The 24,866-nt window shown below is 51.4% G+C and carries 22 protein-coding genes and 1 riboswitch; of the genes, 14 read left to right on the top strand and 8 right to left on the bottom strand.

The window, feature by feature from the left end; genetic code table 11:
- Positions 1 to 202 precede the first annotated feature (202 nt).
- Positions 203 to 865 (top strand): TetR/AcrR family transcriptional regulator, encoded by a 663-nt coding sequence (locus AC55FS_RS14310; protein WP_496932934.1) that lies wholly within the window; start codon positions 203 to 205, stop codon positions 863 to 865.
- Here AC55FS_RS14310 and AC55FS_RS14305 read toward each other — a convergent pair whose 3' ends face one another.
- Both AC55FS_RS14305 and fliK read right to left on the bottom strand, forming a co-directional pair.
- Entirely contained in the window at positions 866 to 1,183 is a 318-nt protein-coding gene (locus AC55FS_RS14305) for an EscU/YscU/HrcU family type III secretion system export apparatus switch protein (protein ID WP_496932933.1), read from the bottom strand.
- Between the two features lie 90 nt (positions 1,184 to 1,273).
- A complete protein-coding gene (gene fliK, locus AC55FS_RS14300; RefSeq protein ID WP_496932932.1) occupies positions 1,274 to 3,178 on the bottom strand; it encodes a flagellar hook-length control protein FliK in 1,905 nt (634 codons plus the stop codon).
- A gap of 120 nt (positions 3,179 to 3,298) precedes the next feature.
- On the opposite strand from fliK, the gene ccmA reads away from it, so the two are divergent.
- Genes ccmA through ccmI form a run of 9 tightly spaced genes read left to right on the top strand, consistent with a single transcriptional unit; the run spans position 3,299 to position 10,182 of the window.
- A complete protein-coding gene (gene ccmA, locus AC55FS_RS14295; RefSeq protein WP_496932931.1) occupies positions 3,299 to 3,946 on the top strand; it encodes a cytochrome c biogenesis heme-transporting ATPase CcmA in 648 nt (215 codons plus the stop codon).
- A complete protein-coding gene (ccmB, locus tag AC55FS_RS14290; RefSeq protein ID WP_496932930.1) occupies positions 3,943 to 4,611 on the top strand; it encodes a heme exporter protein CcmB in 669 nt (222 codons plus the stop codon). The genes ccmA and ccmB overlap by 4 nt, the downstream gene beginning before the upstream one ends.
- Positions 4,612 to 4,618: 7 nt before the next feature.
- Positions 4,619 to 5,365 carry a heme ABC transporter permease gene (locus AC55FS_RS14285; RefSeq protein WP_496932929.1) on the top strand — a complete coding sequence of 249 codons (747 nt, stop codon included), beginning with the start codon at positions 4,619 to 4,621 and terminating at the stop codon, positions 5,363 to 5,365.
- Complete coding sequence (ccmD, locus tag AC55FS_RS14280; protein WP_496932928.1) at positions 5,365 to 5,553, top strand: heme exporter protein CcmD; 189 nt, start codon at positions 5,365 to 5,367, stop codon at positions 5,551 to 5,553. Before AC55FS_RS14285 ends, ccmD begins: the two co-directional genes overlap by 1 nt.
- A complete protein-coding gene (gene ccmE / locus AC55FS_RS14275; RefSeq protein WP_496932927.1) occupies positions 5,537 to 5,998 on the top strand; it encodes a cytochrome c maturation protein CcmE in 462 nt (153 codons plus the stop codon). Before ccmD ends, ccmE begins: the two co-directional genes overlap by 17 nt.
- A 23-nt stretch (positions 5,999 to 6,021) precedes the next feature.
- Entirely contained in the window at positions 6,022 to 7,983 is a 1,962-nt protein-coding gene (locus tag AC55FS_RS14270) for a heme lyase CcmF/NrfE family subunit (RefSeq protein WP_496935975.1), read from the top strand.
- Positions 7,980 to 8,501, top strand: coding sequence for a DsbE family thiol:disulfide interchange protein (locus AC55FS_RS14265; RefSeq protein ID WP_496932926.1), 522 nt, complete (start codon positions 7,980 to 7,982; stop codon positions 8,499 to 8,501). The genes AC55FS_RS14270 and AC55FS_RS14265 overlap by 4 nt, the downstream gene beginning before the upstream one ends.
- Complete coding sequence (locus AC55FS_RS14260) at positions 8,498 to 8,959, top strand: cytochrome c-type biogenesis protein (protein WP_496932925.1); 462 nt, start codon at positions 8,498 to 8,500, stop codon at positions 8,957 to 8,959. The genes AC55FS_RS14265 and AC55FS_RS14260 overlap by 4 nt, the downstream gene beginning before the upstream one ends.
- Positions 8,956 to 10,182: a c-type cytochrome biogenesis protein CcmI gene (gene ccmI, locus AC55FS_RS14255; RefSeq protein WP_496932924.1), complete on the top strand. Its 1,227-nt coding sequence runs from the start codon at positions 8,956 to 8,958 to the stop codon at positions 10,180 to 10,182. Before AC55FS_RS14260 ends, ccmI begins: the two co-directional genes overlap by 4 nt.
- A 65-nt stretch (positions 10,183 to 10,247) precedes the next feature.
- Here the strand turns inward: ccmI and AC55FS_RS14250 are convergent, their stop codons facing one another.
- Both AC55FS_RS14250 and AC55FS_RS14245 read right to left on the bottom strand, forming a co-directional pair.
- Positions 10,248 to 11,270, bottom strand: a complete 1,023-nt coding sequence (locus AC55FS_RS14250; protein ID WP_496932923.1) for a DUF2804 domain-containing protein — start codon at positions 11,268 to 11,270, stop codon at positions 10,248 to 10,250.
- Between the two features lie 114 nt (positions 11,271 to 11,384).
- Positions 11,385 to 14,816 (bottom strand): PAS domain-containing hybrid sensor histidine kinase/response regulator, encoded by a 3,432-nt coding sequence (locus tag AC55FS_RS14245; protein WP_496932922.1) that lies wholly within the window; start codon positions 14,814 to 14,816, stop codon positions 11,385 to 11,387.
- A gap of 280 nt (positions 14,817 to 15,096) precedes the next feature.
- On the opposite strand from AC55FS_RS14245, the gene AC55FS_RS14240 reads away from it, so the two are divergent.
- From AC55FS_RS14240 to AC55FS_RS14230, 3 genes are all read left to right on the top strand, one after another.
- A complete protein-coding gene (locus AC55FS_RS14240) occupies positions 15,097 to 16,893 on the top strand; it encodes a putative nucleotidyltransferase substrate binding domain-containing protein (RefSeq protein WP_496932920.1) in 1,797 nt (598 codons plus the stop codon).
- Positions 16,893 to 17,501 carry a 3'-5' exonuclease gene (locus tag AC55FS_RS14235; protein WP_496932919.1) on the top strand — a complete coding sequence of 203 codons (609 nt, stop codon included), beginning with the start codon at positions 16,893 to 16,895 and terminating at the stop codon, positions 17,499 to 17,501. Before AC55FS_RS14240 ends, AC55FS_RS14235 begins: the two co-directional genes overlap by 1 nt.
- Positions 17,502 to 17,604: 103 nt before the next feature.
- Positions 17,605 to 18,258: a hypothetical protein gene (locus AC55FS_RS14230; protein ID WP_496932918.1), complete on the top strand. Its 654-nt coding sequence runs from the start codon at positions 17,605 to 17,607 to the stop codon at positions 18,256 to 18,258.
- A gap of 25 nt (positions 18,259 to 18,283) precedes the next feature.
- On the opposite strand, the gene AC55FS_RS14225 is transcribed toward AC55FS_RS14230, so the two are convergent.
- A complete protein-coding gene (locus AC55FS_RS14225) occupies positions 18,284 to 18,910 on the bottom strand; it encodes a trimeric intracellular cation channel family protein (protein WP_496932917.1) in 627 nt (208 codons plus the stop codon).
- A 126-nt stretch (positions 18,911 to 19,036) separates the two neighbouring features.
- A riboswitch (glycine riboswitch) is annotated at positions 19,037 to 19,121 on the bottom strand.
- 296 nt (positions 19,122 to 19,417) lie between these two features.
- Here AC55FS_RS14225 and bla point away from each other — a divergent pair.
- The gene (gene bla / locus AC55FS_RS14220) at positions 19,418 to 20,215 is read left to right on the top strand and encodes a class A beta-lactamase (RefSeq protein ID WP_496932916.1); all 798 of its coding nucleotides are present in this window, start codon (positions 19,418 to 19,420) and stop codon (positions 20,213 to 20,215) included.
- A gap of 32 nt (positions 20,216 to 20,247) precedes the next feature.
- Here the strand turns inward: bla and gcvP are convergent, their stop codons facing one another.
- The 3 genes from gcvP to gcvT form a co-directional block, all read right to left on the bottom strand.
- Positions 20,248 to 23,142: an aminomethyl-transferring glycine dehydrogenase gene (gcvP, locus tag AC55FS_RS14215; protein WP_496932915.1), complete on the bottom strand. Its 2,895-nt coding sequence runs from the start codon at positions 23,140 to 23,142 to the stop codon at positions 20,248 to 20,250.
- Positions 23,143 to 23,208: 66 nt separating this feature from the next.
- The gene (gene gcvH, locus AC55FS_RS14210) at positions 23,209 to 23,592 is read right to left on the bottom strand and encodes a glycine cleavage system protein GcvH (RefSeq protein ID WP_496932914.1); all 384 of its coding nucleotides are present in this window, start codon (positions 23,590 to 23,592) and stop codon (positions 23,209 to 23,211) included.
- A gap of 66 nt (positions 23,593 to 23,658) precedes the next feature.
- Positions 23,659 to 24,756 (bottom strand): glycine cleavage system aminomethyltransferase GcvT, encoded by a 1,098-nt coding sequence (gcvT, locus tag AC55FS_RS14205; protein ID WP_496932913.1) that lies wholly within the window; start codon positions 24,754 to 24,756, stop codon positions 23,659 to 23,661.
- Positions 24,757 to 24,866: the final 110 nt, after the last annotated feature.

The raw sequence follows: 24,866 nt of genomic DNA, 5'->3' as shown, positions 1-24,866 counted from the left end.
GCGGCCTTGCTGCGACAGTTTTTTGGCTGAAGTGTGTCATACAGCATGAGAAAGTTCCGAATGTCTTGATTTTGCAAAGAAACAATCGTTCTATAACTTTTAGCCTGGTGAACTACCTTGGCGCTGTTGCTCAAGTCATAACGGTTTTGGCCGTTGATACATAACAATAAAGACAAGCTCAGACCATATCAGAGGTGAGGGGATGCCCAAGAAGCCATTTACGCAGGAAGAGGTGAACGCTCAACGCGAGCGAATTATGGACAGTGCTTCACAGGTGATGGCCGACGTCGGCTTTCACCATTTGTCGATGCGCAAGCTAGCGGCACAGCTGGGCATGACGGCCAGCAATATCTATAACTACTTCCCCAATAAAGAAGTGCTGTTTTTGCAAACCCGCAAACGCGGTTTTGATTTGATCTTTGGTGCCATTCAGCAGCAAATGGCCGATACCCATACCGCTACACAAGCCCTCTATGCCTTTACAGGTCAATGGATTGAGTTCGCTCAGCGCTACCCTGGTTACTACCAGTTGATGTTTCAGCCGCCATTATTGCGCTTAACCGACGGTGATTTGAGTGATCAGCAGCTGCAACTGCAGGTACAAAGCCAAGTGGATGAGTGGCAGCGGCATGTCTTATCGCTGCTGCAGGACGCCATTCCGGCTTATACCCGCCAGTCTCAGGTGCAGCAAAAGCGGTTAGCGCTGTTTTTTGTCGCATCAGTGCATGGTTTGGTTGATACCTATCGCTATCAGGCTTTTGGTGAGCTATTGGCGGGGGTTGAGCTGATTCCTCATGATGTTATTTTCCAGCACATCAGCTGGTTGCTGTCGTTGGTGGAAAGCCAAACGGCGGTCAAGGCCTGATCAGTCAGTCCCGGCATGGGTGTCGGGACGCTTTCCCTCCAGGGCGTAAACAAACGCTAATATCTCCGCCATCACCTGGTACAGCACTTCGGGTATTTCTTCGTGCAGTTCTAGCTGAGATAGCCAACGTACCAGGCTGGCGTTTTCATAAATGGGCACTTCATGCTGCAGCGCTAGCTGAATAATGGCTTGCGCCAACTCATCGTCGCCCTGGGCACTAACGAAGGGTGCCTTGCCGGACTCTGGCTGATAGGTCACGGCAACGGCTTGATTGGCCTGCAACAGTGAATTTGGAATGGCATCTTTAATAGTGCCCATGATGCAGTCCTCTTATGTGTGTCAGCCCATCAGGCGGATGTGCTCCGATTGCACCCTGGGTGGGCTTTGGGGCCATGGTCAACGTGGCTATCATGTGTGTAAGTCCACTAGCCGAGTGCGTATCTGGTTGTGCTCTTTGGCTGGCTTTTGGCCATGACGAGCGTGCAATACATCTACCTCAACACCCAGTGCTTCGAGCGTGTGACGCAGGGGCGGCAGTTGTTGCTGCAACTGTTGCAGGGTATTCGCCTGTTGTGACCAAAAGGTCGCTGATACTGTGTCTTGGCTAAGCTCAATTTCTACATCCAACGGCCCTAATTGCTGCAGTTCAAAATGCAACACTATATGCCAGCCGGTTTTTCCATCTAGACCGTCAGCTGCATTGGCTGACTCTAACTCCATCTCAATGGCACGCAGTTGCTCGCCTTGGCGCAAAAACAGTGGCAGCGACATAGGCTGCTGACCATCTTGATCGCTGCGTAAGTGTTGAAACTGCTCAACCTCTAGACTGGCAAGGGTGGATTGCAGTAACCGAAAACCATCTGGTCCATCGCTATTCATGGTGTACGACAGCGGCAGCGGTGCCGGGCGGCTGCTGTCGTTCTTAGGCGAGTTGCTGGAGTGAATCAGCTGGTGCCATACCTGATAGGCTCGAGCTAATGAGCCTTTTAAATCCACCGTGCTGAGCTGGACTGGGGTGAGCAGTGCAGCCAATCGCTGTTCTGCTGGCGCTGGATCATCGGCAGAGGCGTCATCTGTCGTTTTTTGCAATTGGCTCAGGGCTTGTTGCGCTTGCTGATTGATTCTTTGTGCCAGCTGCGCCAGTTTTTCACCAATGCTGGTGTTGTCTGGCTTGGCTTCTGCAGCACCGAGAGCGGTGTTATTGGTTGCCGGCCGGTTGGCTGACAATAGTGACGATAATAATGATTGTGTTGACGAGGTAGGGGCGCCAGCGGCCGGTGCTGGAGTGGCGCTGTCCGATGATGGTGCGGCATTCACCTGAGTGCTGGCATTGGCTGACCCTGGTACTAAGGCGGTTGAAGCAAGAGGTGCTGCTGATGTGCCCGGGTGCGTTGAACTGTTTGCCGTTGAGCTGGCATTGGGCGTTTGCATGGTGGCTGAAAGCCGTTGCCACAAGGTTTGAGTGAGTTGCGAGGACAGCTTGTCATGTTGACCGCCAAGCAGTGATACCAGTCTCGCTTCATAAAATACCCCAGCGTCTGCAACGGCTTGGCGCATCGATAAGCTGTTCCCTGTGGCTGGGCTACTAGTGCTTTGGCTGTTGTTGAGGCTGTTAGTCCCCTGGATAGGTGACATGGGCGCCGCTGTTTGTGGCTGCTGCGGAGGCGTTGCAGAACTGAGTGTGAAGGCGCTGCCTGGCTTTAGGTTAACCGTCGCCTGTATCACTGCCGACGACAGCGGTGGCAAAGGCCCCGTAATACTTGGGCGTTGCAATACCGAAACAGCCGTTAGAGCGTTTGCCGTAGGCGGCAACTGAGCTGCTGTTGGGTTAATGGCTGGATGGCCACGGTTGGGCATCGCGGGCCTGAGTTGTAAAAACTGTTGCAGCACCTGTTTGACATCAGTCGGTGTACTGGCTTGTTGAGTCAGCTGTAGCAGGGTATCCAGTATTTGTGCCGGGCGGCTGTTTTGCGTGAGCGGTAAGCGACTGGCGAGCCATTGACTGAGCAGCTTATCCAGAGCTTGCTGTTCTTCTGGTGGTTGAACCGCGACAATGCTGACCGTCGGTGGCTGACTGTTGCTGGCGGTCAGTATCAGCTTGCTGCCGGTTGCCAATAGCTGATCGCTGTGCAGCTCGAGTTGTTGTTGGCCGGCTTGCACGGTAACGACATAACGCCCTGGCGTTTCTGTGTTGCTGACAGCCACCACTTCCGCCCTAAATGCGTTAGTCGCAGGGCTTAGGCCAGCTTGCTGTAAGCTGCGTTCACTGATGAGAGGAGCGGATGGAATGCGCATACTATTGATGTCGGCCAAGGTTTACTCATCTTTACCCATGATAATTCCCACGCCAAACTCGCAGAAGTTCCTTTTTGTATATAATGCGCCGGCTTTATTCACTTTGGCAGCAAATACTGCCGTTACCAAGGTCGATGCATGGTCAGTAATGCTGCGTTTGAGCTGCAAGCCAGAAATCTTTCCTGCGAGCGCGATGACAGAGTGCTGTTTCAGCAGTTTGATCTGACGCTCAGCTCAGGCTCCATGGTGCAGTTAGCGGGCCCCAATGGTGCCGGCAAGACCACCTTACTGCGAATTCTGGCCGGCTTGAACCACGACTTTGACGGTGACGTCTGCTTTGCCGGGCAGCCCTTGGCGCAGGTATATAGCGAGTACGCAGCACAGCGCTTGTATATGGGGCACTTGGCGGCGGTAAAAAAAAGTCTGACAGCGTTAGAGAACCTACGCTGGCTAACAGCACAATGGCAGCTGGACGACGATCAGCTACTCTACGCCCTCGATGCCGTCGAACTGGCGGGCTATGAAGACACACCCGCGATGCAACTGTCTGCAGGTCAGCAGCGGCGCATTAGCTTAGCGCGGTTAGTGGTGGTGCCTGCTCCCTTATGGATTTTGGATGAGCCTTTTACCGCACTCGATAAACAAGGTGTTAGTTGGCTGGAGCAGCGTTTATGCCAGCATGTGGCCAACGCAGGTTCCGTGGTGATCACCAGTCATCATGCCCTAACGGCCGTGCCGGATTTACGCGTATTGGATGTCTCGCACTGGGCGGGGGCATCGTTATGAGCCTGGTGATGGCAACGTTGAAGCGCGATTTATTGTTAGCGGCGCGCAACCCGGGTGAATGGCTCAATCCGCTGATGTTCTTCTTGATGGTGGCGGCCTTGTTTCCTATGGCCGTTGATCCCGATCCTAAGTTTTTAAGCAAAATCGCTGGCGGTGTCATCTGGGTGGCGGCATTGCTGTCGACCTTATTATCACTGGATGCACTCTACAAAGCCGACGTTGACGACGGTACCTTGGAGCAATGGCTGGCATCTGGAGAATCTCTTTATGCTTTGGCCTTGGTAAAAGCCTTGGTGCATTGGTGCATCAGCGGCTTACCACTGACGCTGATGGCACCTGTGTTGGGCTTGATGTTGGCTCTGCCCGACGATGCTTACGGGGCATTGCTGCTGAGTCTAGCGGTGGGCACGCCGGTGTTGAGCTTATTAGGCGCGGTAGGGGCAGCACTGACGGCGGGCGTGCGTAGCGGTGGCTTGTTGCTGAGCCTGCTGATTTTGCCTTTGTACGTGCCGGTACTGATCTTTGCTGCCAGTGCGGTGTATCACGCCGGTATTGGTATGGCTTATAACGGTCAGATTGGCTTTCTGGGTGCGCTGCTGGCGCTGTCGGCTTGTCTGACGCCGTTTGCTTCTGCAGCGGCTCTTAAAATTAATTTATCGCGGTAATGTACGTATGTGGCAATGGCTAAAAACCTTGTATCACCGTTTGGGCTCACCCAAATGGTTTTATGATATCACCAACCGCTGGATACCCTGGATGGTGGCGCTGGCGGCGTTGGGCTGTGTGGTTGGCCTGGTGTTGGGCTTGGCGTTTGCTCCAGCGGATTATCAGCAAGGCAATAGCTTTCGCATTATTTATATTCACGTGCCTGCGGCCATTGTCAGCCAGAGTGCTTACGTAATGATGGCCGTTGCTGGTGCGGTGTTTTTAATCTGGCGTATGAAAATGGCGGCCTGGGTGGCCAAAGTCATCGCGCCTATCGGTGCCAGTTTTTGCTTGATCGCGCTGCTTACAGGTGCCATCTGGGGTAAGCCTACTTGGGGAACCTGGTGGGTGTGGGATGCTCGCTTGACCTCCATGCTGTTGTTGTTGTTTTTGTTTTTTGGGGTAATGGCGCTGCAGCAGGCGATGGAAACGGATGAGGGTGGCTATAAAGCCAGCGCGATTTTGGCGCTTGTTGGTTTGGTGAATATACCGATTATTAAATACTCCGTTGAGTGGTGGAATACCCTGCATCAGCCTGCCACCTTAACACTGACAGAAAAGCCCAGCATGCATCCTGATATGTTGGTGCCATTGTTAATTATGATCGCCACCGCTTATGTCTTTTTTGCTCTGCTGGTGATTTTACGCACCCGCAATGAAATTCTTTGGCATGAACGCAAGCGTAGTTGGGTTAAACAACTTCTGGAGAACTAATGGAATTCAGTAGTGTGAGTGAATTTTTAGCCATGGGGCGGCACGGTTTTTATGTGTGGCTGTCCTATGGTCTGACGGCAGTTATCGTCGTTATTAATATTGTTCAACCCATTGTACGTAAGCGACAGTTGATCAAGCAGCATATTCAACGTTTACGACGGGAGAAAAAACATGCGCCCACAACGTAAAAAGCGCCTGACTCTGATTTTGTTTTTAGTAGCGGGCGTTAGCGTGGCCGTTGGCTTGTTGATGTATTCACTGTCACAAAATATTAATTTGTTTCAAACACCGAGCCAAATTGCCAATGGCGAGGTACCAGTGGGGCGAACTATTCGCGCTGGCGGATTAGTCGTGGCAGGCAGTGTTGAACGTGATGATGAAGGCTTGGGTGTGATATTTAAAGTCACGGACGGCGCCGCCGAAGTCAGCATTCAATACGAGGGTATCCTGCCGGATTTATTCCGTGAAGGGCAGGGCATAGTGGCCCTTGGCCAACTGGATGAGCAAGGGGTACTGCAGGCGTCGGAAGTGCTGGCTAAGCACGATGAAAATTATATGCCGCCTGAAGTGCAAGAGGCACTGGATCAAGCCCATAAAGATGGCAAAGCGAAACTAGAAGCGGCGGACTATTAAGCATGAGCACAGAGCTGGCGGTGATGATTCCTGAGTTTGGTCAGCTGGCGCTGATACTCGCTTTAATTTTGGCTGGGTTGCAAGTGTTGGTTCCCTTGGTGGGGGTGCAAACCCGGCGTGATTGGCTGATGGCCTATGCCAGGCCACTGGCGGCTGCCCAGGCTCTGTTCTTGTTGGTCTCGCTGTTAGTGCTGACTTATTCATTTGTGGTTGATGATTTTTCCGTTGCCTATGTGGCCGCCAACAGTAATAGCCAATTGCCGACACCCTATAAAATCAGCGCGGTATGGGGTGCCCACGAAGGATCGCTGTTGTTATGGGTCACTATGCTGGGCGGCTGGGGATTAGCGGTCGCACTGTTTAGTCGCTCGCTGCCATTGGATATGGTGGCTCGAGTGCTGGCTATTATGGGCATGGTATCCGTAGGCTTTATTTTATTTACCCTGCAAACATCGAACCCGTTTGAACGCCATCTGCCATCTGCACCGATGGATGGCGCTGACTTAAATCCGTTGCTGCAAGATTTTGGTTTGATCGTGCACCCACCGACCTTGTATATGGGCTACGTCGGTTTGTCTGTGGCCTTTGCTTTTGCTTTGGCGGCGCTTATGGGCGGGCGCTTAGACGCTGCTTGGGCACGTTGGTCGCGCCCTTGGACCACCGCCGCGTGGATCTTTTTGACCCTGGGCATTGCATTGGGCAGCTGGTGGGCATATTACGAATTAGGCTGGGGCGGCTGGTGGTTTTGGGACCCCGTAGAAAATGCCTCGTTAATGCCCTGGCTGGTGGCAACGGCGTTAATACACTCGTTAGCGGTGACAGAAAAACGCGGCTTGTTTAAAAGTTGGACCGTACTGCTGGCTATTTTTGCCTTTTCCTTAAGCTTGCTCGGTACCTTCCTGGTGCGCTCCGGCGTATTGACGTCGGTGCATGCCTTTGCATCAGACCCGTCTCGGGGTGTGTTTATTTTGGCCTTGCTGGGGATTTGTGTTGGTGGCTCGCTGTTGTTATATGCCATCAAGGCACCGACGGTGGCCTCTGTAGGGCGTTATGAGTGGGTGTCGCGCGAGAGCATGTTGCTGGTTAATAATTTGATGTTATTGGTCGCCGCTTTTGCCATTTTGCTGGGTACGTTATACCCGCTGATTATCGATTTTATGGGACTTGGCAAGCTGTCCGTTGGCGCCGCTTGGTTTAATACCATGTTTGTGCCGCTGTCCGTCATGTTGGCTATGGTCATCGGTATAGGCTCGTTATCACGTTGGAAAGCCGATGCAGTTAGCCGTTTATCCGCCGAATTAAAGTGGGCGTTATTAGCAGCCTTGCTACTGGCGGCTGCGGCGCCTTTATTGGCTTCAGGTGAGTGGAAGTGGCAGGTGATGATGGGCTTAGGCGTGAGTTTCTGGTTGGTGGCTGCCACCTGGGTTGATGTTTGGAAAAAATCACGTCGTCAGCTGAGTCGTATTCCGTCTTTAGGTTGGAGTTATCTGGGCATGGTTATCGCTCACATCGGGGTAGCCGTCACTATTATTGGTGTCACCATGGTATCCAATTACAGCCAGGAAACGGCGGTAAAAATGGCGCCGGGAGAGTCGGCGGTATTGGGCGACTATCGTTTTGAATTTGCCGATGCTGGTCATATTGAAGGGCCTAACTTTGTGTCTGATGCGGTGCGCTTTAATGTTTGGCGCGGCGATCAGCGCGTTGAAGTTTTAACCACAGAAAAACGTCGTTACAACGTTAGCCGTCAGGTGATGACGGAAGCAGCCATTGATGTAAGCCTGTGGCGAGATTTGTATGTCTCAATGGGCGAGCCATTAGATGGCGGCGCCTGGGGCATGCGTTTGCAGATTAAACCCTTTATGCGCTGGGTTTGGCTGGGCGCCATCTTTATGTGCTTGGGCGGCGTGATGGCGGCGATGGATAAACGTTATCGTGCTCGGCAAACCGCTAAGCAAAGCATCGCTCAGGAGGCCATGGCATGAAGCGCTGGTTGCTGTTTATTCCGCTGATCATTGCCGTGGCTATGGGAGTATTGTTCTGGATTGGCCTTGGCAAAGAAAATAAAGATGCATTGCCATCCCCTTTAGTAGGGCAGGCTTTTCCTGAGTTTTCTGCCACGCGCTTGCTGGATGAAGAAAATATCGATCGATCGGCTTTGCCAGCACAGCCAGTGCTGGTCAATGTGTGGGCGACCTGGTGTCCGACCTGCAAAGCCGAACATGAATTTCTTAATCAGCTGGCAACGCTTGGCATCACCATCGTCGGTATTAATTACAAGGACGATGATGCCAAAGCCCGCACCTGGCTTGATGCTTACGGCAATCCTTATGCGTTTAATATTACTGACCCAGACGGCAAGTTAGGGCTAGAACTGGGTGTGTATGGCGCACCTGAAACCTTCTTGGTCGATAGTCAGGGCATTATTCGCGGCAAACATGTAGGCGATTTAAATGCCCGTGTATGGCAACAGCTGCAAGTTCAGTTTGAGGCGATGAAATGATTAAACGTGCATGCTTGCTGATACTCTTGTGTCTGCCTTTTGCTGCGGTGGCCATTATCGATGGCCATAAATACCAGTTTGAAGATGAGCAAAAGGCGCAGCGCTTTCGCCAGCTGGCAGAAGATCTGCGCTGCCCCAAATGTCAAAATCAAAATCTGGCCGATTCTAATGCACCGGTAGCCGTTGATCTGCGTGATAAGGTCTATGAATTACTGCAGCAAGACAAAACAGACGAGCAAATCGTTGACTATTTAGTGGCTCGTTACGGCGATTTTGTGCGTTATAACCCGCCGTTCCGATTAGATACTTTGCTGCTGTGGTTGGGACCACTACTGGCCATGGGTTTTGGTGTTGTTTTACTGGTGGTGATTCGTCGCGGCCAGAATCGTGCTCCCGCGCCGTTAACGGATGCTGAAAAAGCCCGCCTCGAACAATTGAAAAAGGCAAATCGCTCATGATATTAGCGCTGTTGTTATTGGCCATTCCCTTGACCATGTTGCTGCTAAAACCGATTTGGTATCGCGCGTCGCAACAGGTGGTCAGTCAGAGTGAAGAAAATCTGCGCCTTTATAAAGAACGCAGTGACGAAGTGGCTGGCAGTGATGTGAGCGATGACGAAAAAGCACTGTTGCAATTAGAGTTGGATCGTGAATTTTTGGCCTCTGCCGACGACGCACCAGCGCTGTCGTCTGGCTCGTCGGTGCGTGATCGCATTCCGCTGGCAATTGCCTTAATCGTGCTGACCTTAACCGGCACTGTATTGCTGTATCAGCAATGGGGTGCGAACAATGAGCTGCGGGCGACGCAATTGTTAGAGTTGGCTGCCAATAGCCGACTGAGTGAGCTAGAGCGTCAAGAGCTAATGCAACGTCTGGCCAAAGCCGAGCAGCGCCAGCCAGATAATATTGAATGGTCGTATTTGCGCGGCCGGATTTTATCGGCCGAACAGCGCTACGACGAGGCCGCTACGGCATTTGCTGCCATGTTGCAGCGTTTGCCTGAGCAAGCCCATGGTGATCGTGCAGAGGCCATGAGCATGTTGGCTCAAGCGCGCTTTTTTGCCGCCGAGCAAAAAGCGGATCCGGCCATTTATTCCTTGCTGCAACAGGCCTTGCAGTTGGCGCCAGAGCATCGCCAGGCATTGGGCATGGCGGGTATTTTAGCGTTTGAATTAGAGCAATACGCTGATGCTATCAACCACTGGCGCGCGTTATGGCAGCGTATGCCCAATGGCCCTGAAGCCGCTCAATTAGAGCAAGGCATTCGCCGCGCCGCAGAGCACTTACAGCAACAAGGTGACGCCATAGACCTTGATTGGCTGCAGCGGGCCGAATTAAAAGTGTTGGTGTCGTTATCGCCGCAAGCCAAGCAGCAAGCCAACCCGGATGATACCGTCTTTGTTCTGGCCAAAGCATTTGATGGCCCGGCGATGCCGCTGGCGGTGCAAAAATTAACGGTGGCGCAATTGCCTCAGGTGATTACCTTAAGCGATGCCCAGGCCATGGCTCCGGGCATGACGCTCAGTTCATTTAAACAGGTGACCTTAGTAGCGCGTATTTCTCGCTCTGGTCAGCCCACTGCCCAAGCGGGTGACTGGCAAGGACTGATAGAGCCCGTCGCCAATCGTGCTGAGCAGGTATTGCAGCTGACCATAGACCAACAAGTCGCAGCGGGCGGTTAATCTGTCCGTGTCGCGCTGCTTGTCAGCCAGTACCGTGCTTGATCAAAACGGTCAGGCACGGCCTGTTACCATTTGGCGTAATGGTCTTCCGTAAAGCCCCAATCACCATTTAAGCTAAGCGTTTCATCGGCTAAACGAATTTCACCGTAATAGCGGCCAAAATGCTGGGTAAAATTCGACGCTGCAATAATGGCATTGAGCTTTTCTCGGCGTTGCCCTTGGGGCTCAAAATGCAGTCGAATTTTGCCGTCATTGGAATGCAGCTCCCAGGCGTGGCTTTTCTGATAGCGGTCAAAACGAAAGTCGACCATATCAACTTTAATGCGCTTGCCATCCAGCCACAGTGCATTTTCGGTAAAGCCGGTTTCATTGACTCCTGCCGCCAGGTTAAATCCTAAGCGGCGGCCGTCGGCTAAACGACAGGATAAACTGCCCCAATTCCAGAAGGTTTCACGGCGCATATAGCCGCCGGTCCAGTCAACGCTGGCCAATGCTCCTAGCTCGTGCAGGTCCATCTCGCGACCACGCCAATGCACGCTGCCATTGCACACCAGGGCGGTGCTTTTTTGGGTAAATACCCAGCCTTGATATCCGGCGCGGGTACAAACCGACAATGGCTGATAGGCGGTAGACTCATCTATGGTGGTATCAATACTGAGCTTGCCCGGCAATTCAACCTGCACACGTCGTACCCCGGGCACTCGGGTAGCGCGCATGGAGAAACTGGCTTTATTACAGCGAAAAACGGCTTCGCCATCATTGGGGCGTGGATCGATATGGGTATGACGGGCCAGCGGTTGAATAAAACTAAATTCGTCAAAATCACCGGTTTCTGGGTCGTAAAGATAAACGAAGGCATTGCTGGCTATTTTTAAATCGACAATGGCAATGCCAACAATCAGCCTGGGGCAAAGCAGTCCAACAAACTGAAACTGATTGAACTTAAAGCGTTTGGCCCATTGGCTCAGGCGGCGATCCATGGGTGAGCGTAGATCGTAGTCGAGATAATTGATGTGTTGCACACCATCATTGAATAAGCCGAATGCGGGCTGTCCATGACGGTCGATGAGTTGTTGTTTTATCGACATGGGAAGCTATCTATGGTGAATGATGAAAGCTTGCGGCTGTGCACATGTTGCGGCAATGTTGTTACACAGGGCGAACCTTCATTGTTACCAGCGAAAGTAGCTGGGTCAATGTTGTTATTTGATCAAACGATTCATCAATGCCCTGAGAGCCGCTGGTCGCATGGGTTTGCGTAAAAAATAAAAGCCCAATTGTTTAGCTTGCTGTTCTACTTCAGGCCTGGGGTCTGCCGTAATCAGGACACCAGGGATGCTATCGTCATTAAACTGCTGGCGTAGCATCTGCATCACTTCAAGACCAGTCTCGTCATTGTCGAGCTGATAATCTGCTAGCATAATTTGCGGTTTAGTCGGGAGTGATTGGGCTTGCAGTTGATTGCTACAGCTGAATACCTGGCATTGCCAGCTCTGCAATAGGGCAGTCATGGCAGTGAGCACTTCTTGGTCGTTATCAATGCAAAACGTTTCTAGTCCGGCTAACGAGCCACTGCTGCGCCGCTTGAGTACCGGTGCGGGTGGTTCTGGTAAGGCGTCACATAAGCTCATGCTGACGGCAAAGCGTGTGCCTTGACCCACCCAGGAGTCGACACTGACACTATGGCCTAAACGGCCGGCCATGCGATCAACGATGGCCAAGCCAAGGCCCAGTCCTTTATCGTTACCACCGGCCTGCAAACGTTTAAATTCACCAAAAATTTCTGACAGTTTGGAACTTGGTATACCAGGCCCTGTGTCCCATACCTGCACCACTAATGATTCACCACGGCGCCGACAGCCGACCAGCACACCGCCGGACTGGGTGTAGTGCACCGCGTTACTGATAAGGTTTTGAATGATACGCCTGAGCCAATGAGCGTCGCTGATGACCCAATCGGGACAATCGCGCACAGTGAGGCTAACGCCTTTTTGTTGGGCGATGGCGGTAAATTCATCGCGCAGAGGGCGTAAAATATCGCTGACCTTGACAGGCCTGAGATCAGGCTCCAGTGCGCCAGCATCAATTTTGGAAATTTCGACCAGCACCGACAATACGTCTTCAGCCGATTGCAGCGCGCCTTCTACATGGCTGACAAGCTGCTGTTGCTGATCATTCAGGGATTGCTGTGCCAGGGTGGAAGCAAATAGCTTTGCGGCATTGAGCGGCTGCATTAAATCGTGACCGGTGGCCGCCAGAAAGCGCGTTTTACTGGCATTGGCTTCGATCAGCTTAGATGTTAGGTGCTCCAGCTCCTGAGTTCTTTTTTCGACCCTTTGCTCCAAGGTAATGTTGGCTTGTTGCAGTGCCTGTTCGGCCCGCCGATGAGCGGTAATGTCGGTAAAACTGGTGACAAAACCGCCATCCGGCATAGGGTGCCCTTGCATTGATAATACCGTGCCGCTAGGCAGTTCGCGCTCAAAGTGATGGGCAGACCCATGGCGCAGGAAATTCATTCTTCGTGTCACCATAGTTTCGATGTCACCTTGGCCGCAGTAACCGCGAGCGACATTGTAGCGAATGATTTCCTCCACCGATTTACCCACGTGAATGAACCCAGCGGGGTAGTCAAACAGCTCTAAGTAACGATGGTTCCAGGCTACCAGGTTCAGCTGACGGTCAATCACACTGACACCTTGATGCAGATTTTCCAGCGCTGCTTGCAATTGTTCACGACTTAAGGCGAAGGCTTGGCTTGCTTCACTGGCAATAAAGGCCAGGTCACGAATCTGGACCTGCTCTCCCCCTAGCAAGGTAGAAAAAATAACCCTTGCCGATGAGGAGCCAACCACTGAGGCCAGTAGTTTTTCCGCTTCGTGCAGTAAGGTACTGGACGCCATGGCATGGTCAAACTGCACGCCGTGACGGGATTGGTAGTCGCTGAAAAATACCTCACATTTACGTGAGCCTAAGATTCGCTCCAGTACCACTCGTACATCGTCGACTTTGCAGTCAAAACTGGGTGCTACCTTGTTATTGCTGAGTGGCGATTTAGTGCTGGTGTAATCTGAGGCTAACATGCGCTCGCGTACAGAGGCATGGGTGGCCAGGGAAAAGGCGATAAAAAAGCCAATATTCACACTTAAGCTGGCGATTACCCCAACACTGAAGTCATCCAGCCCCACACCAATAAAACGATCTGATGCACCACCTTGTCCGCTGACGGTTTGTGTTAACAGCGGCAGTAATAAGGTGTAAAACCAAATAAAGGTACCACTGAGCAATCCCGCCATGGCACCTTGGCGGTTAGCCCGCTGCCAGATCAGGCCGCCAATTAACGCTGGAGCAAATTGGGCTACGGCGGCAAAGGATAACAGGCCAATGGCGGCCAAGGATTCAAATTCACCAACGCTGCGGTAAAACAAATACGACAGCAGCATCATGGCGATGATAACCAGCCGCCTAACCGTTAATACCAGAGATCGCACGCTGCGCGACTGTTGCAGCTCTGCTTGATGTTGTGCGCGGCGAAAAAATACCGGCAGTACCAACTCGTTTGACACCATGGTACTGATGGCCACGGTGGCGACGATAATCATGCCGGTGGCGGCGCTGCCACCGCCAATAAAGGCCATGACCGCCAGTACATCATTGCCAAAGGTCACCGGCAGGCTGAGCACATAGGTATCGGCAACAAACCCAAGTGGTTTTAGAAACAGGTCGCCACTTAAAGCAATGGGCATGACAAACAGCATTAATAACATCAGATACAGAGGGAATAGCCACCGGGCGGTACGTAAGTGGCGGCTGGACTCGTTTTCAATAATGCCGACTTGAAACTGGCGTGGAAGGCACAGCATGGCAAAGCCCGCAAGCAGTGTTTGCAGCAAAAAACTTAAAGAAATAATGTCGCTATTAAATAATATGTGTTCAGCAGCCAGCTGCTCACTCAAGGTGATAATATCCAGAGGGTTATCGTAGAGGCTGAGCATGACCCAGATGCCAACGGCAACAAAAGCCAGCAGCTTAACCATAGACTCAAACGCGACGGCGGTAATCATGCCTGGGTGCTGTTCACTGGCATCAATGTCGCGGGTACCAAAGATAATGACAAACACCGCCATGGCGCAGCTAATATAAAACGCCGTATCCGACCACATACTGACTTGGGTCTGATGGGAGCCCAAAGGTTGAGTGACTAACTCAAAACCAGTCGCGATCGCCTTGAGTTGCAGAGCAATGTAAGGAATAACACCTAATACCGCCACCAAAGTCACCAAAATAGCCAACGCATGATCGCGGCCGTAACGGGTTGCAATGAAGTCGGCGATGGAGGTCAAACGCTTTTCTTTTGCAATGCGAATGATTTTTCCCATCATGCGCCAGAACAACAAGATAAAGAGCGTTGGCCCTAAATAGACGGATAGAAAGGTCCAGCCACTGGTCGACGCTTGACCGACAGCGCCATAAAAGGTCCATGAGGTACAGTAAACGGCGAGTGATAAGCTGTAGATGATGCCGCTGCGATGTATCGGTTTGCCTTCATGGGCACGTTTATCGCCATACCAGGCGATGGCGAATAACGTGCCAATGTATACAACAGAAATAGCAATCAGCTGCCAGGAAGGAACCATATCACTCGCCACTTGTTATTATTTGCTAAAAGCCCAGATTACAGCGGGTCCATCATTGTGACAGAGCGGCATGGGCTTTTGCTTGAATCCTTGCCGGCACTATAGCATGGCCCTTGATCTATCGGCAGATAAGCGCTGCGACCAAGGTCGACTGTGCAGCATGACGGCGCCAATTAGACTGTTATGGCGTAGCTGCTTTACTGTGGTTTTATCATCAAACGGTAAGAGTCATAGTGATTTATGCTGTTAGTGGTAGTGCGTTGCCGATGGAGAACGCCGTATGACGGTACAAATTGATCTGAATCAGCCTCCTTTTAGTTTTCTATCGCCTCAACAACGTGATTGGTTGGTGCAGCGTCTTGATCTGGTGTTTTTCGCGGCGGGGCAAGTCATTGTCGATTATGGTCAGGTTGCAGCTGGTTTATACATAATTTTTAAAGGCGTGGTGGAAGAAAGCGATGATCAGCAGCAACTGGTTTCGCATTACGGCCACGAAGACATTTTTGATGTGCGTGCGCTACTGTCCGCAAAGGGTAAGCACCGATTTACTGCGCGTGAAGAAACCCTGTGTTATCTACTGCCTGCGGCTGATTTTATTCAGCTCATAAAAGAGTCGGACGACTTCTCGGTATTCTTTCATACGGATTTGGGAACTCAGGCATCGTTAGTGGAGCAGCGAGATACCGGGGTGTCCGAATTTATTATGGCTCGGGTGGATGAGCAGGCCATACGCCCTGCTGTGTACGTAAATGGGCAAACGTCACTGGCCAGGGTGGCCGCGTTAATGCGTGAGCAAAAAAGTGATTCTGTCTTGGTGCGCTCGGCCAAAGGCGTGGGTATTGTTACTGGCACGGATTTATTACATGCCACCTTGTTGGGTGATCATGGCAAGCAGAGCAAAGTACTGGAAATTGCTCAATATCAGTTGATACGCGTGGAATATGGCGACTTTCTATTTTCTGCGTTATTAAAGATGACCCAGTATCAGATCGAACGTGTGGTGGTCGAAAAGGACGGGGATATCGTTGGGGTGTTAGAGCTGATGGACATGCTCAGCCTGTTTTCCACTCACTCCCACGTTATTGCTATGCGTATTGAACAATCGCGTAGCCTCAATGAGTTGACGGTGGCCGCCCAGCGGTTGGATGTATTGATTCGGTCTTTATCTGGTCAAGGTGTTAATACCGTTGCCATCATGGAGTTGATCACTACGCTCAATCGACGTCTGTTGCAGCGCGCCTTTGATATTATTTTCCCTGAACGATTACGCCATCGCGTGTGTATCTTGGTGCTTGGTAGTGAAGGGCGCGGTGAGCAAATACTGAAAACAGATCAGGATAATGCCGTTATCCTTAACGCTGAGCACGAGCGCGAAGCCGTCATGCCGTTATTAAATCAACTGCATCAGGCACTCTTGGGGTTTGGTTACCCGCCCTGTCCAGGTGGTGTGATGTTTATAAACGATGGCTGGATTCACACCGTTGATGGTTGGCAGGGCAGGGTCAATCGCTGGTTAAGATCAGGTTCACCCGAAGCCATGATGAATATGGCCATATTGATGGATGGCGAGGCCATTTGCGGCGACACAACACTATTTGCCCAAGTACGCTCGCGCTGGCAACAAGCGGATTTGCGTTCCAGCATGATTTCTGCTTGGTTTGCAAAACCTGCTCTGCAGTTTGAAACACCACTGACCTTGTTGGGCAATATTCGTGAGGATCATGGCAAAATTGATATTAAAAAAGGCGGAATTTTTCCTTTGGTGCATGGCGTACGAGCGCTGGCATTTGAGTTTGCGCTAGAAGAGACCAACACACTAAAACGCCTTGACTGGCTGCAGCAGCATCAGATTCTTGATGAAGAGGTGGTGCAAGGGCTAAAAGATGCCTTGTTATTGTTTATTCGTATTCGTTTGCGCCAGCAATTACAGAGTGCCAGTGATAACCCAGGGTTAAGCCAGCAGTTAAACCTAAAAGCGTTACGCAGCGTCGATCGCAGTTTACTGCGCCATGCCTTGCGGCGAGTAAAAAAGTTTAAGCAATTGCTGGTGAATCACTTTCACCTAGAGAGCTTTTAGTGCGCTATTGGTTGCGGCGGCAGCTGCCGGGTTTTTTACCGCCACAAGGGCGCTGGCGTCATTTGGCAGATCTGTATGATGGCGATGAAGTGGTGGTGTTGGATTGCGAAACGAGTGTGTTTGATAAACATAAGGGGGAATTGCTGAGTGTGGCCGCTGTTGTGGTTAAGGGCCAAGAAATCCTGCTGTCACACGCGCTAGACTTGACCATTCGCTCAGATGCCAAAACTGATAAGAATGCTGTGCGGGTGCATCATTTAACAAAAGAAGACCGTAGCACTGGCGTCAGTGTGGCAGAAGCTATCGAAAGGCTGCTCGACTTTATTGGCAACCGACCAATATGCGGTTTTTATATTGAATACGATAGAGCCATTCTGAATCGCTATATTAAGCAGTTGTACAACTTTAAGTTGCCCAATCGCTTTATTGAAGTATCTGAAATATACGTCAGTCAAAAACGTCGCTATATACCAGAAGTTCAGCTCGACCTTACCTTTGAAGGCCTAGCTAATGATTTAAACGTCCCTGTTATTGAGCGTCACACCGCCATTGGTGATGTGATCTCTACTGCACTGATGTATATAAAACTCACTCAGTTTCAGCGTTAGTCTTAGTGGCTCGGTGTCTTGTGTGCTTACTAAGGATCGATCATAATCCGCGCTTTTATAGTGCTTTGGTGCTGGTTTTTGTGTGGATTCGACAGGATTGAAAGTGATGTATAAAACCCTTATTTGCCCACTATTGATAGGTGCATCGAGTGTCTCGATGGCAGCTGATTTCTATACTGGAGTCGGCGGTGCTATTGGATTCGGCCAGGAAACCTATGAGATCGAACAGAACTCTTATTATTATTCAGTCGACGCTGGTAAAACCGACGCGAATCTGTACAGCCTAAATCAACGTTTAATGTTTGGCACCGCCCATTCTGGTGGGCATCGTATGGAATACAGCCTAAATCGTATTGGTATCAATTACACGTCTAATGCGTTAGACGGCTATGAGCACGAAGAGTTTGATACCGCCACCTATTATGGCTTCGATATTGACTGGAAGAAATCGTTTGAAGGTGGAGAGGTGCAGCCTTATATCGGCTTAGGGGTGGGGCTGTATAGTTGGAACGACAATGAACACATCACTGTTGATGGACAGGAACGGGAAACTGGTTGGATGTTGGCAGTGGGTGCAGGTAGGACTCAGAAATTGTCAGAGGAGATTACTTTAGATTTAGGGTTAAAGTACCGACGTTTCATCTGGTATGACTTCAGTGCTTACAATGAAGACTACTCTGGATGGGGAGGAATCACAATCAAGCCCCGTACCAATTTGCTAACCCTCGATCTCACCTTCTTATTTGGTTTGGAATAACAGAAGGCGGATGCTGGGCATCCGCTTATCTCTGCTCGCTTCCTGCCGATACTGCAATACTGAAGGTCGGCAGCTGCCAATGCCAGCGTAAAGCACACATGCGCAGCAACAGGCCAAGACTAAAGGCCGATAATAACGTGCTGTCTTCGTTCACTCCAAAATGGCGTAGCTGCAAATACACCAGGGCAACAATAAAGGATACGCTGGCATATAGCTCACGATGCAGCACTTCGGGTTCGCGCTGGCACAATAGATCGCGCAAAATGCCACCAAAAATACCGGTGATAATACCCGCCATCACAACCACTGGCAGAGAATAGCCCAGCTCTAGCCCTACGTTGCAACCAATCAAGGTAAAGGCAACCAAGCCAATAGCATCCAGCACCAAAAACAGCTGATGCAGTTTGTGCACCCAGCGAACAATAAACAGGGTGGATAAGCCTGCGCCAATGGTGAGGTAAATATATTCCGGGTGGCGGGTCCAGTTAACGGGAAAGTTACCTAATAGTATATCTCGAACCGTGCCACCACCTAAGGCGGTTAAAAAGGCGATCATAGACACACCAAACAAATCCATTTGGCGACGGCCAGCGGCCAGGGCGCCGGTCATGGCTTCGGCGGTAATAGCGAACAAATAGGCGAGCGTAAGCATGCAGTCGTCCTGCAGTATAACTGTGCCTCTCCCCCTGTCCGGTTACCTGAGAGTTTAGCAATGACTACCCAGACATTGCTTGCCCCGTCGGTGGGTTGCTGCTGCAACCTCTCTCCAGTTGGCGTTTTAGATACCGCAGTCCGTGTGCCTGAGCGTTTATGGGAGTTTGCGCCTTCGGCGAGGCCTGTGCCTGCTCTCCTGCGGGCTGCGCATGGTAAAGATATGACGGTCAATTGGCAACGATGGATGTTTTGGAGTGCGTGTCATTTGTTACGTTACGCCTTTTAGATGTCTCTGACCGTCATTGCGCAGGTTTGTGAGTATTTACTTTCTCTAATGGCTGAAGGTGTGATTGATCTTGGCGAGGCAGGCTCTAGAATGGCGCCGGTTATTATTCTGTGAGTACATCTTATGCAATCTTCGCCGTGGGTTTTAATCGCACTAGTTTTGTTCAGTCTAGGTTGCTTGGCCAATCCAACCGAGCCAGTTGAAACTCAGCAGGGTGGGGTGAACAAGGCAGAGCTAACCCGTCAGATACAGTCGCTGGAAAATCAATTAAAGGCTCGTATGGGGGCTGTGGTGCTGTCGGCTGAGGGCGACACTGTGTGGCAGCATCAAGCAGATCAACGCTTTGCCTTGACTAGTACCTTTAAAACCCTGCTGTGTGCTCAATTATTAAATACTCCAGGGGCGGCAGACAAAACCGTGACCATGGCGAACGACGATCTAGTGTCGTATGCGCCGGTGATGGAAAAGCGCATAGGGGATACGGTAACGGGTGCAGAGCTGTGTGCTATTACCTTGGCTAGCAGTGACAATAGTGCAGCCAATCTGCTGCTGAAACTGCTTGGTGGGCCCGATCAGTTAACGGCTTTTTTGCGCCAGCAAGGCGATAACATCACACGTTTAGACCGTATGGAAACTGAGCTAAATTCGGCCATTCCAGGCGATCGGCGTGATACCACCACCCCGTATGCCATGGCTCGCACCCTACAGCATTTATTACTGGGTCAAGGATTATCAAAACCAGCGCAACAACAGCTGCGTCAGTGGATGATAAATAACCAGGTGGCTGATGGATTATTGCGCTCCGTATTGCCTGATGGCTGGGGCATTGCCGATCGCAGTGGTGCAGGCGGTAACGGTGCACGTGCTATTACAGCGCTGGTATGGCCCAAAGAACAAGCGGCCAGACCTTGGATTATTGCTATTTTTATCGCAGAAACGGATGCTGAGTTTGCTGAGCGCAATCAGGCCATTGCCGATTTGGGGCAACATATCTTTAAACAGTTGCAGGGAAAATAAAAAAGCCGGCTTAGCCGGCTTTTTTAAGAGGATTAATCCTCGTAGTTATCGATGGCTGGGCAGGAGCAAATCAAATTGCGATCGCCGTAGACATCGTCAATGCGACCCACACTTGGCCAGAATTTATGTGCACCAAGATTACGGGTCGGATAGGCCGCCAGTTCACGGCTGTATTTGTGTGACCAGTTTCCAGCGACGGCTTCTGCCGTGTGAGGAGCGTGTTTCAGCGGGTTATCTTCGCTGTCCAACTCGCCACTGGCGACGGCGTCTATTTCACCTTTAATGGCGATCATGGCGTCGGCAAAGCGATCAATTTCAGCCAAGCTTTCCGATTCCGTTGGCTCGATCATAAAGGTACCTGCCACTGGGAATGACATGGTTGGCGCATGGAAGCCGTAGTCCATCAGGCGTTTGGCAATATCCACTTCTGTGATGCCGGTTTCTGCCTTAATTGGGCGTAAATCAACAATACATTCGTGGGCAACGCGGCCATTTTCACCGGTGTACAGAATGGGGTAATGGGCACTTAAGCGCTTGGCCAGATAGTTGGCTTTTAGCAAAGCGGTTTGTGTTGCTTTGCGCAGGCCGTTGCCGCCCATCAGGGTAATGTACATCCAGCTAATGGGTAAGATGCTGGATGAGCCATAAGGTGCGGATGACACCGGGCCATTGCCTTTGGCAGCATTTTCAATGGGGCGCTGCAAGTGGTTAGCCACAAATGGCGCTAAGTGATCGGCCACGCCAATCGGGCCCATGCCCGGACCACCGCCGCCATGTGGAATGGCGAAGGTTTTATGTAGATTCATATGGGTCACGTCGGCACCAATAAACCCTGGCTGAGTCAGACCGACTTGAGCGTTTAAGTTGGCGCCATCCATATAGACCTGGCCGCCGTGTTGATGAATCAGGTCGCAAATTTCTTTAACGCCTTTTTCATACACGCCATGGGTTGATGGATAAGTCAGCATCAAACAAGACAGTTGCTCACTTAATTCTTCCGCTTTGGCCTTAAGGTCATTGAAATCAACGTTGCCATTTTCATCGCATTCGGTCACCACAACACGCATGGACGCCATTTGTGCCGATGCGGGGTTGGTGCCATGGGCCGAGCGCGGAATCAGGCAGACATTGCGATGACCTTCGCCGCGACTTTCGTGATATTTTTTAATCGCCAGAAGACCTGCGTATTCGCCTTGAGCGCCTGAATTAGGCTGCATGCAAATGGTGTTGAAGCCGGTAATGGTCTTTAAATAATCATCCAGTTCGCCAATCATTTTTTCATAGCCCACGGTTTGCTCGCGAGGAGCAAAGGGATGAATATTGGCAAATTCTGGCCAGGTGACTGGAATCATTTCGGTGGTGGCGTTTAGCTTCATGGTGCACGAACCCAGCGTAATCATACTGTGGTTCATGGCCAGATCTTTAGCTTCCAGGCGCTTCATATAGCGCAGCATGTCATGCTCGGTGTGGTAGCTGTTAAAGGTGGCATGTTGCAAAAACGGTGTGGTACGAATCACGGCTTGCGGCAAGCTGTTTTGTGCCATCACGTCAGCGTCTAAGGCGTAAACATCGAGCCCGTGACCAGCGCCGAGAATAATATCAAACAGCTGTGCAACATCGCCGGCAGTGACTTTTTCATGCAAGCTAATACCGAGGGTATCGCCATCATCCAGGCGCAAGTTAACCCCTTGCTGTTGTGCCCGGGCAATAATGGCATCTTTATCAGCCGGTTGAATGGTCAGGGTATCAAACCAATGCTGATTCAGCGGCACGACGCCTTTGCTGGTTAACCCGAGAGCTAAGATGTCGGTTAGGCGATGTATGCGCTGAGCAATGGTTTTAAGGCCGTTAGGACCATGGTAAACAGCATAAAATGACGACAAATTCGCCAGCAGTACCTGAGCGGTACAAATATTAGAATTGGCTTTTTCGCGGCGGATATGTTGCTCGCGTGTTTGCAACGCCATGCGCAGTGCAGGTTGTCCGTTGGCATCGATAGAAACGCCAATAATGCGGCCAGGGATTGAGCGCTTGAAAGCATCGCGCGTAGCAAAGAAGGCGGCATGAGGGCCACCAAAGCCCATCGGCACACCAAAGTGCTGGGCGTTACCCAGTACAATATCAGCGCCCATCTCGCCCGGTGCTTTCAGCATCACCAGTGCCATTAAATCGGTGGCCACGGCTGCCAGTGCGTGTTTTTCGTGCAGAGCTGCAATCACATCGGTAAAGTCTTGCACCGCACCGTCTTTGCCTGGGTATTGGAACAGCGCACCAAATACGTCGTGCTCAGCAGCGCAGTCTGCCGGTCCGACTAAAATATCCCAGCCAAAGGCTTCTGCTCGGGTTTTGACTACGTCGATGGTTTGCGGCAGGCAGTTTTCATCGATATAAAAGGTGTTCGACTTGTTTTTCTTTACAGAGCGCTTGGCCATAGCCATCGCTTCAGCCGCTGCCGTGCCTTCATCCAGCAAGGAGGCATTCGCCAATTCCATGCCGGTAAAATCTATCACCATTTGCTGGAAATTCAGCAAGGCTTCCAATCGACCTTGGGCGATTTCTGGCTGGTAAGGCGTGTAAGCCGTGTACCAGCCTGGATTTTCCAATACGTTGCGCAGAATAACGTTAGGAATAATGGTGTCGTGATAGCCCATGCCAATATAGCTTTTACACACCTGATTTTGTGCTGCCAGTTGGCGTAAATAATTCAGGGCTTCGGCTTCGCTGCGGCTGTCGGCGATGTCAAGGAAGGCTTCACGCAAAATATCGGATGGCACAATTTCTGCGGTCAGGCTGTCGAGGGAATCGGCCTGAATGGCTGCCAGCATCTGATTTTGTTCGCGATCATCGGGACCGGCGCCGTTGCTACCAATATGACGGCCGACAAAGCTGTCGTGCTGTTCCAGTTGTTTCAAAGACAGTGTGGTCATGGGCTTGCTCGTACAAAAAAAACGGGGAGGGGCCGGGCTAGTGCGCCCGGCGGGGAAGGGCGGTGATTATTCGCACTCAGCGGCGTAGTCGTCAGCGCTCAACAGTTCGTTCAGGTCGTCGGCATTGGCCAGTTCCATACGGAAGAACCAGGCTTCACCATAGGGGTCTTCGTTTACTTTCTCTGGCGCATCGACCAGAGCGTCGTTGACGGCAACAATTTTGCCTGGCAGCGGCGCATAAATATCAGAGGCTGCTTTGACGGATTCCACCACGGCGATGTCGTCGCCTTCACCTACTTCGGTGTCAACTTCTGGCAATTCCACAAAGACAACGTCACCCAATTGTTGCTGGGCGTAGTCAGTTACGCCGACAGTGACACTGCCATCGTCTTCTACGCGGATCCATTCATGGGATTTAACGTACTTCAGTTCAGCAGGAATATTGCTCATCGTTTTTCTCCTTTGATTGCGGTGTCACCGCATCGTGCAACGACACCCTGAGGTGTCGCTGTGTCATTATTTGCAGATAATTTCGCCGTTACGAACAAACGGCAATTTAACCACTTGAGCGGGCACCAATTTACCACGCACTTCGACCTGGCAGCTATCGCCCGTGGCACGAGGAACACGAGCCATGGCGATAGATTGCTGCATGGTCGGTGAGAAAGTACCAGAGGTGATTTCGCCTTCGCCAATGCCTTCGACCACCACTTTCTGGTGGGCACGCATAATGCCGCGACCTTCCAATATCAGGCCGACCAGTTTAGGGCTATCACCGGCTTCTTTTTCTGCAGCCAGAGGTGCGCGGCCATTAAAATCACGCTCGGCAGGTTCCCAGGCGATGGTCCAGCCCATGCCCGCTTGCAGTGGACTGATGCTGTCGTCCATGTCGTTGCCATACAGATTCATACCGGCTTCCAGGCGCAGGGTGTCACGTGCTCCTAAGCCTGCAGGCTGAACACCCTGTTGCAGCAGGGCTTGCCAGAAATCAGCCGCTTGTTCAGCAGGAATCATGATTTCCAGGCCATCTTCACCTGTGTAACCGGTACGGGCAATAAACCAGCCATCAACTGGTAGACCCTGAAATACATTCAGTGATTGCACCAGCTCAGCCATATGAGCGCGTTGTGAGGAGGCAAAAATATCACTCACCAGGGCAATGGCTTTAGGGCCTTGCACGGCCAGCATGGCCAGTTCTGGACGCTCGGTCAGAGTGACATCGAACCCTGCGCGCTGCTGTTCCATCCACGCTAGGTCTTTTTCGCGGGTGGCGCAGTTGACCACAGTGCGATAACCATCGTCGGTTAAATACACGATTAAATCGTCGATAACGCCGCCTTGTTCATTCAGCATGCCGCTGTATAAGGCTTTACCAGGGGTTTTGAGTTTATCGACGTTATTGGCCAGTAAGCGCTGCAGGTAAGCTTTGGCGTCACTGCCGTGAATATCGACGATGGTCATGTGTGAGACATCGAATACGCCGGCGGCTTCGCGCACGGCATTATGTTCCTGAATTTGCGAGCCGTAATGGATGGGCATATCCCAGCCACCAAAGTCCACCATCTTGCCACCTGCTGCCAGGTGTTGTTCGTACAGTGCGGTCTGTTTACCCATATTGCGCTGCCTTACTGCAATGTGTGAAAGGGCGGCAGTATAGCGCTTTGGCTGGCGGCGAACACCCCTACAAAAGCCAAAAGCGGTACCATGGTTTTGTTTTGTCTCTT

It is taken from the genome of Bacterioplanes sp. CLAM21, from assembly GCF_059641015.1.
This window is presented reverse-complemented; position numbering and strand designations above follow the sequence as displayed.

Excerpts from the sequence above, each read along its gene's own strand:
- AC55FS_RS14310 (WP_496932934.1), top strand. The coding sequence starts at position 203 with ATGCCCAAGAAGCCATTTACGCAGGAAGAGGTGAACGCTCAACGCGAG.
- AC55FS_RS14305 (WP_496932933.1), bottom strand. The coding sequence starts at position 1,183 with ATGGGCACTATTAAAGATGCCATTCCAAATTCACTGTTGCAGGCCAAT.
- ccmA (WP_496932931.1), top strand. The coding sequence starts at position 3,299 with ATGGTCAGTAATGCTGCGTTTGAGCTGCAAGCCAGAAATCTTTCCTGC.
- ccmB (WP_496932930.1), top strand. The coding sequence starts at position 3,943 with ATGAGCCTGGTGATGGCAACGTTGAAGCGCGATTTATTGTTAGCGGCG.
- AC55FS_RS14285 (WP_496932929.1), top strand. The coding sequence starts at position 4,619 with ATGTGGCAATGGCTAAAAACCTTGTATCACCGTTTGGGCTCACCCAAA.
- ccmD (WP_496932928.1), top strand. The coding sequence starts at position 5,365 with ATGGAATTCAGTAGTGTGAGTGAATTTTTAGCCATGGGGCGGCACGGT.
- ccmE (WP_496932927.1), top strand. The coding sequence starts at position 5,537 with ATGCGCCCACAACGTAAAAAGCGCCTGACTCTGATTTTGTTTTTAGTA.
- AC55FS_RS14270 (WP_496935975.1), top strand. The coding sequence starts at position 6,022 with ATGATTCCTGAGTTTGGTCAGCTGGCGCTGATACTCGCTTTAATTTTG.
- AC55FS_RS14265 (WP_496932926.1), top strand. The coding sequence starts at position 7,980 with ATGAAGCGCTGGTTGCTGTTTATTCCGCTGATCATTGCCGTGGCTATG.
- AC55FS_RS14260 (WP_496932925.1), top strand. The coding sequence starts at position 8,498 with ATGATTAAACGTGCATGCTTGCTGATACTCTTGTGTCTGCCTTTTGCT.
- ccmI (WP_496932924.1), top strand. The coding sequence starts at position 8,956 with ATGATATTAGCGCTGTTGTTATTGGCCATTCCCTTGACCATGTTGCTG.
- AC55FS_RS14250 (WP_496932923.1), bottom strand. The coding sequence starts at position 11,270 with ATGTCGATAAAACAACAACTCATCGACCGTCATGGACAGCCCGCATTC.
- AC55FS_RS14245 (WP_496932922.1), bottom strand. The coding sequence starts at position 14,816 with ATGGTTCCTTCCTGGCAGCTGATTGCTATTTCTGTTGTATACATTGGC.
- AC55FS_RS14240 (WP_496932920.1), top strand. The coding sequence starts at position 15,097 with ATGACGGTACAAATTGATCTGAATCAGCCTCCTTTTAGTTTTCTATCG.
- AC55FS_RS14225 (WP_496932917.1), bottom strand. The coding sequence starts at position 18,910 with ATGCTTACGCTCGCCTATTTGTTCGCTATTACCGCCGAAGCCATGACC.
- gcvP (WP_496932915.1), bottom strand. The coding sequence starts at position 23,142 with ATGACCACACTGTCTTTGAAACAACTGGAACAGCACGACAGCTTTGTC.
- gcvH (WP_496932914.1), bottom strand. The coding sequence starts at position 23,592 with ATGAGCAATATTCCTGCTGAACTGAAGTACGTTAAATCCCATGAATGG.
- gcvT (WP_496932913.1), bottom strand. The coding sequence starts at position 24,756 with ATGGGTAAACAGACCGCACTGTACGAACAACACCTGGCAGCAGGTGGC.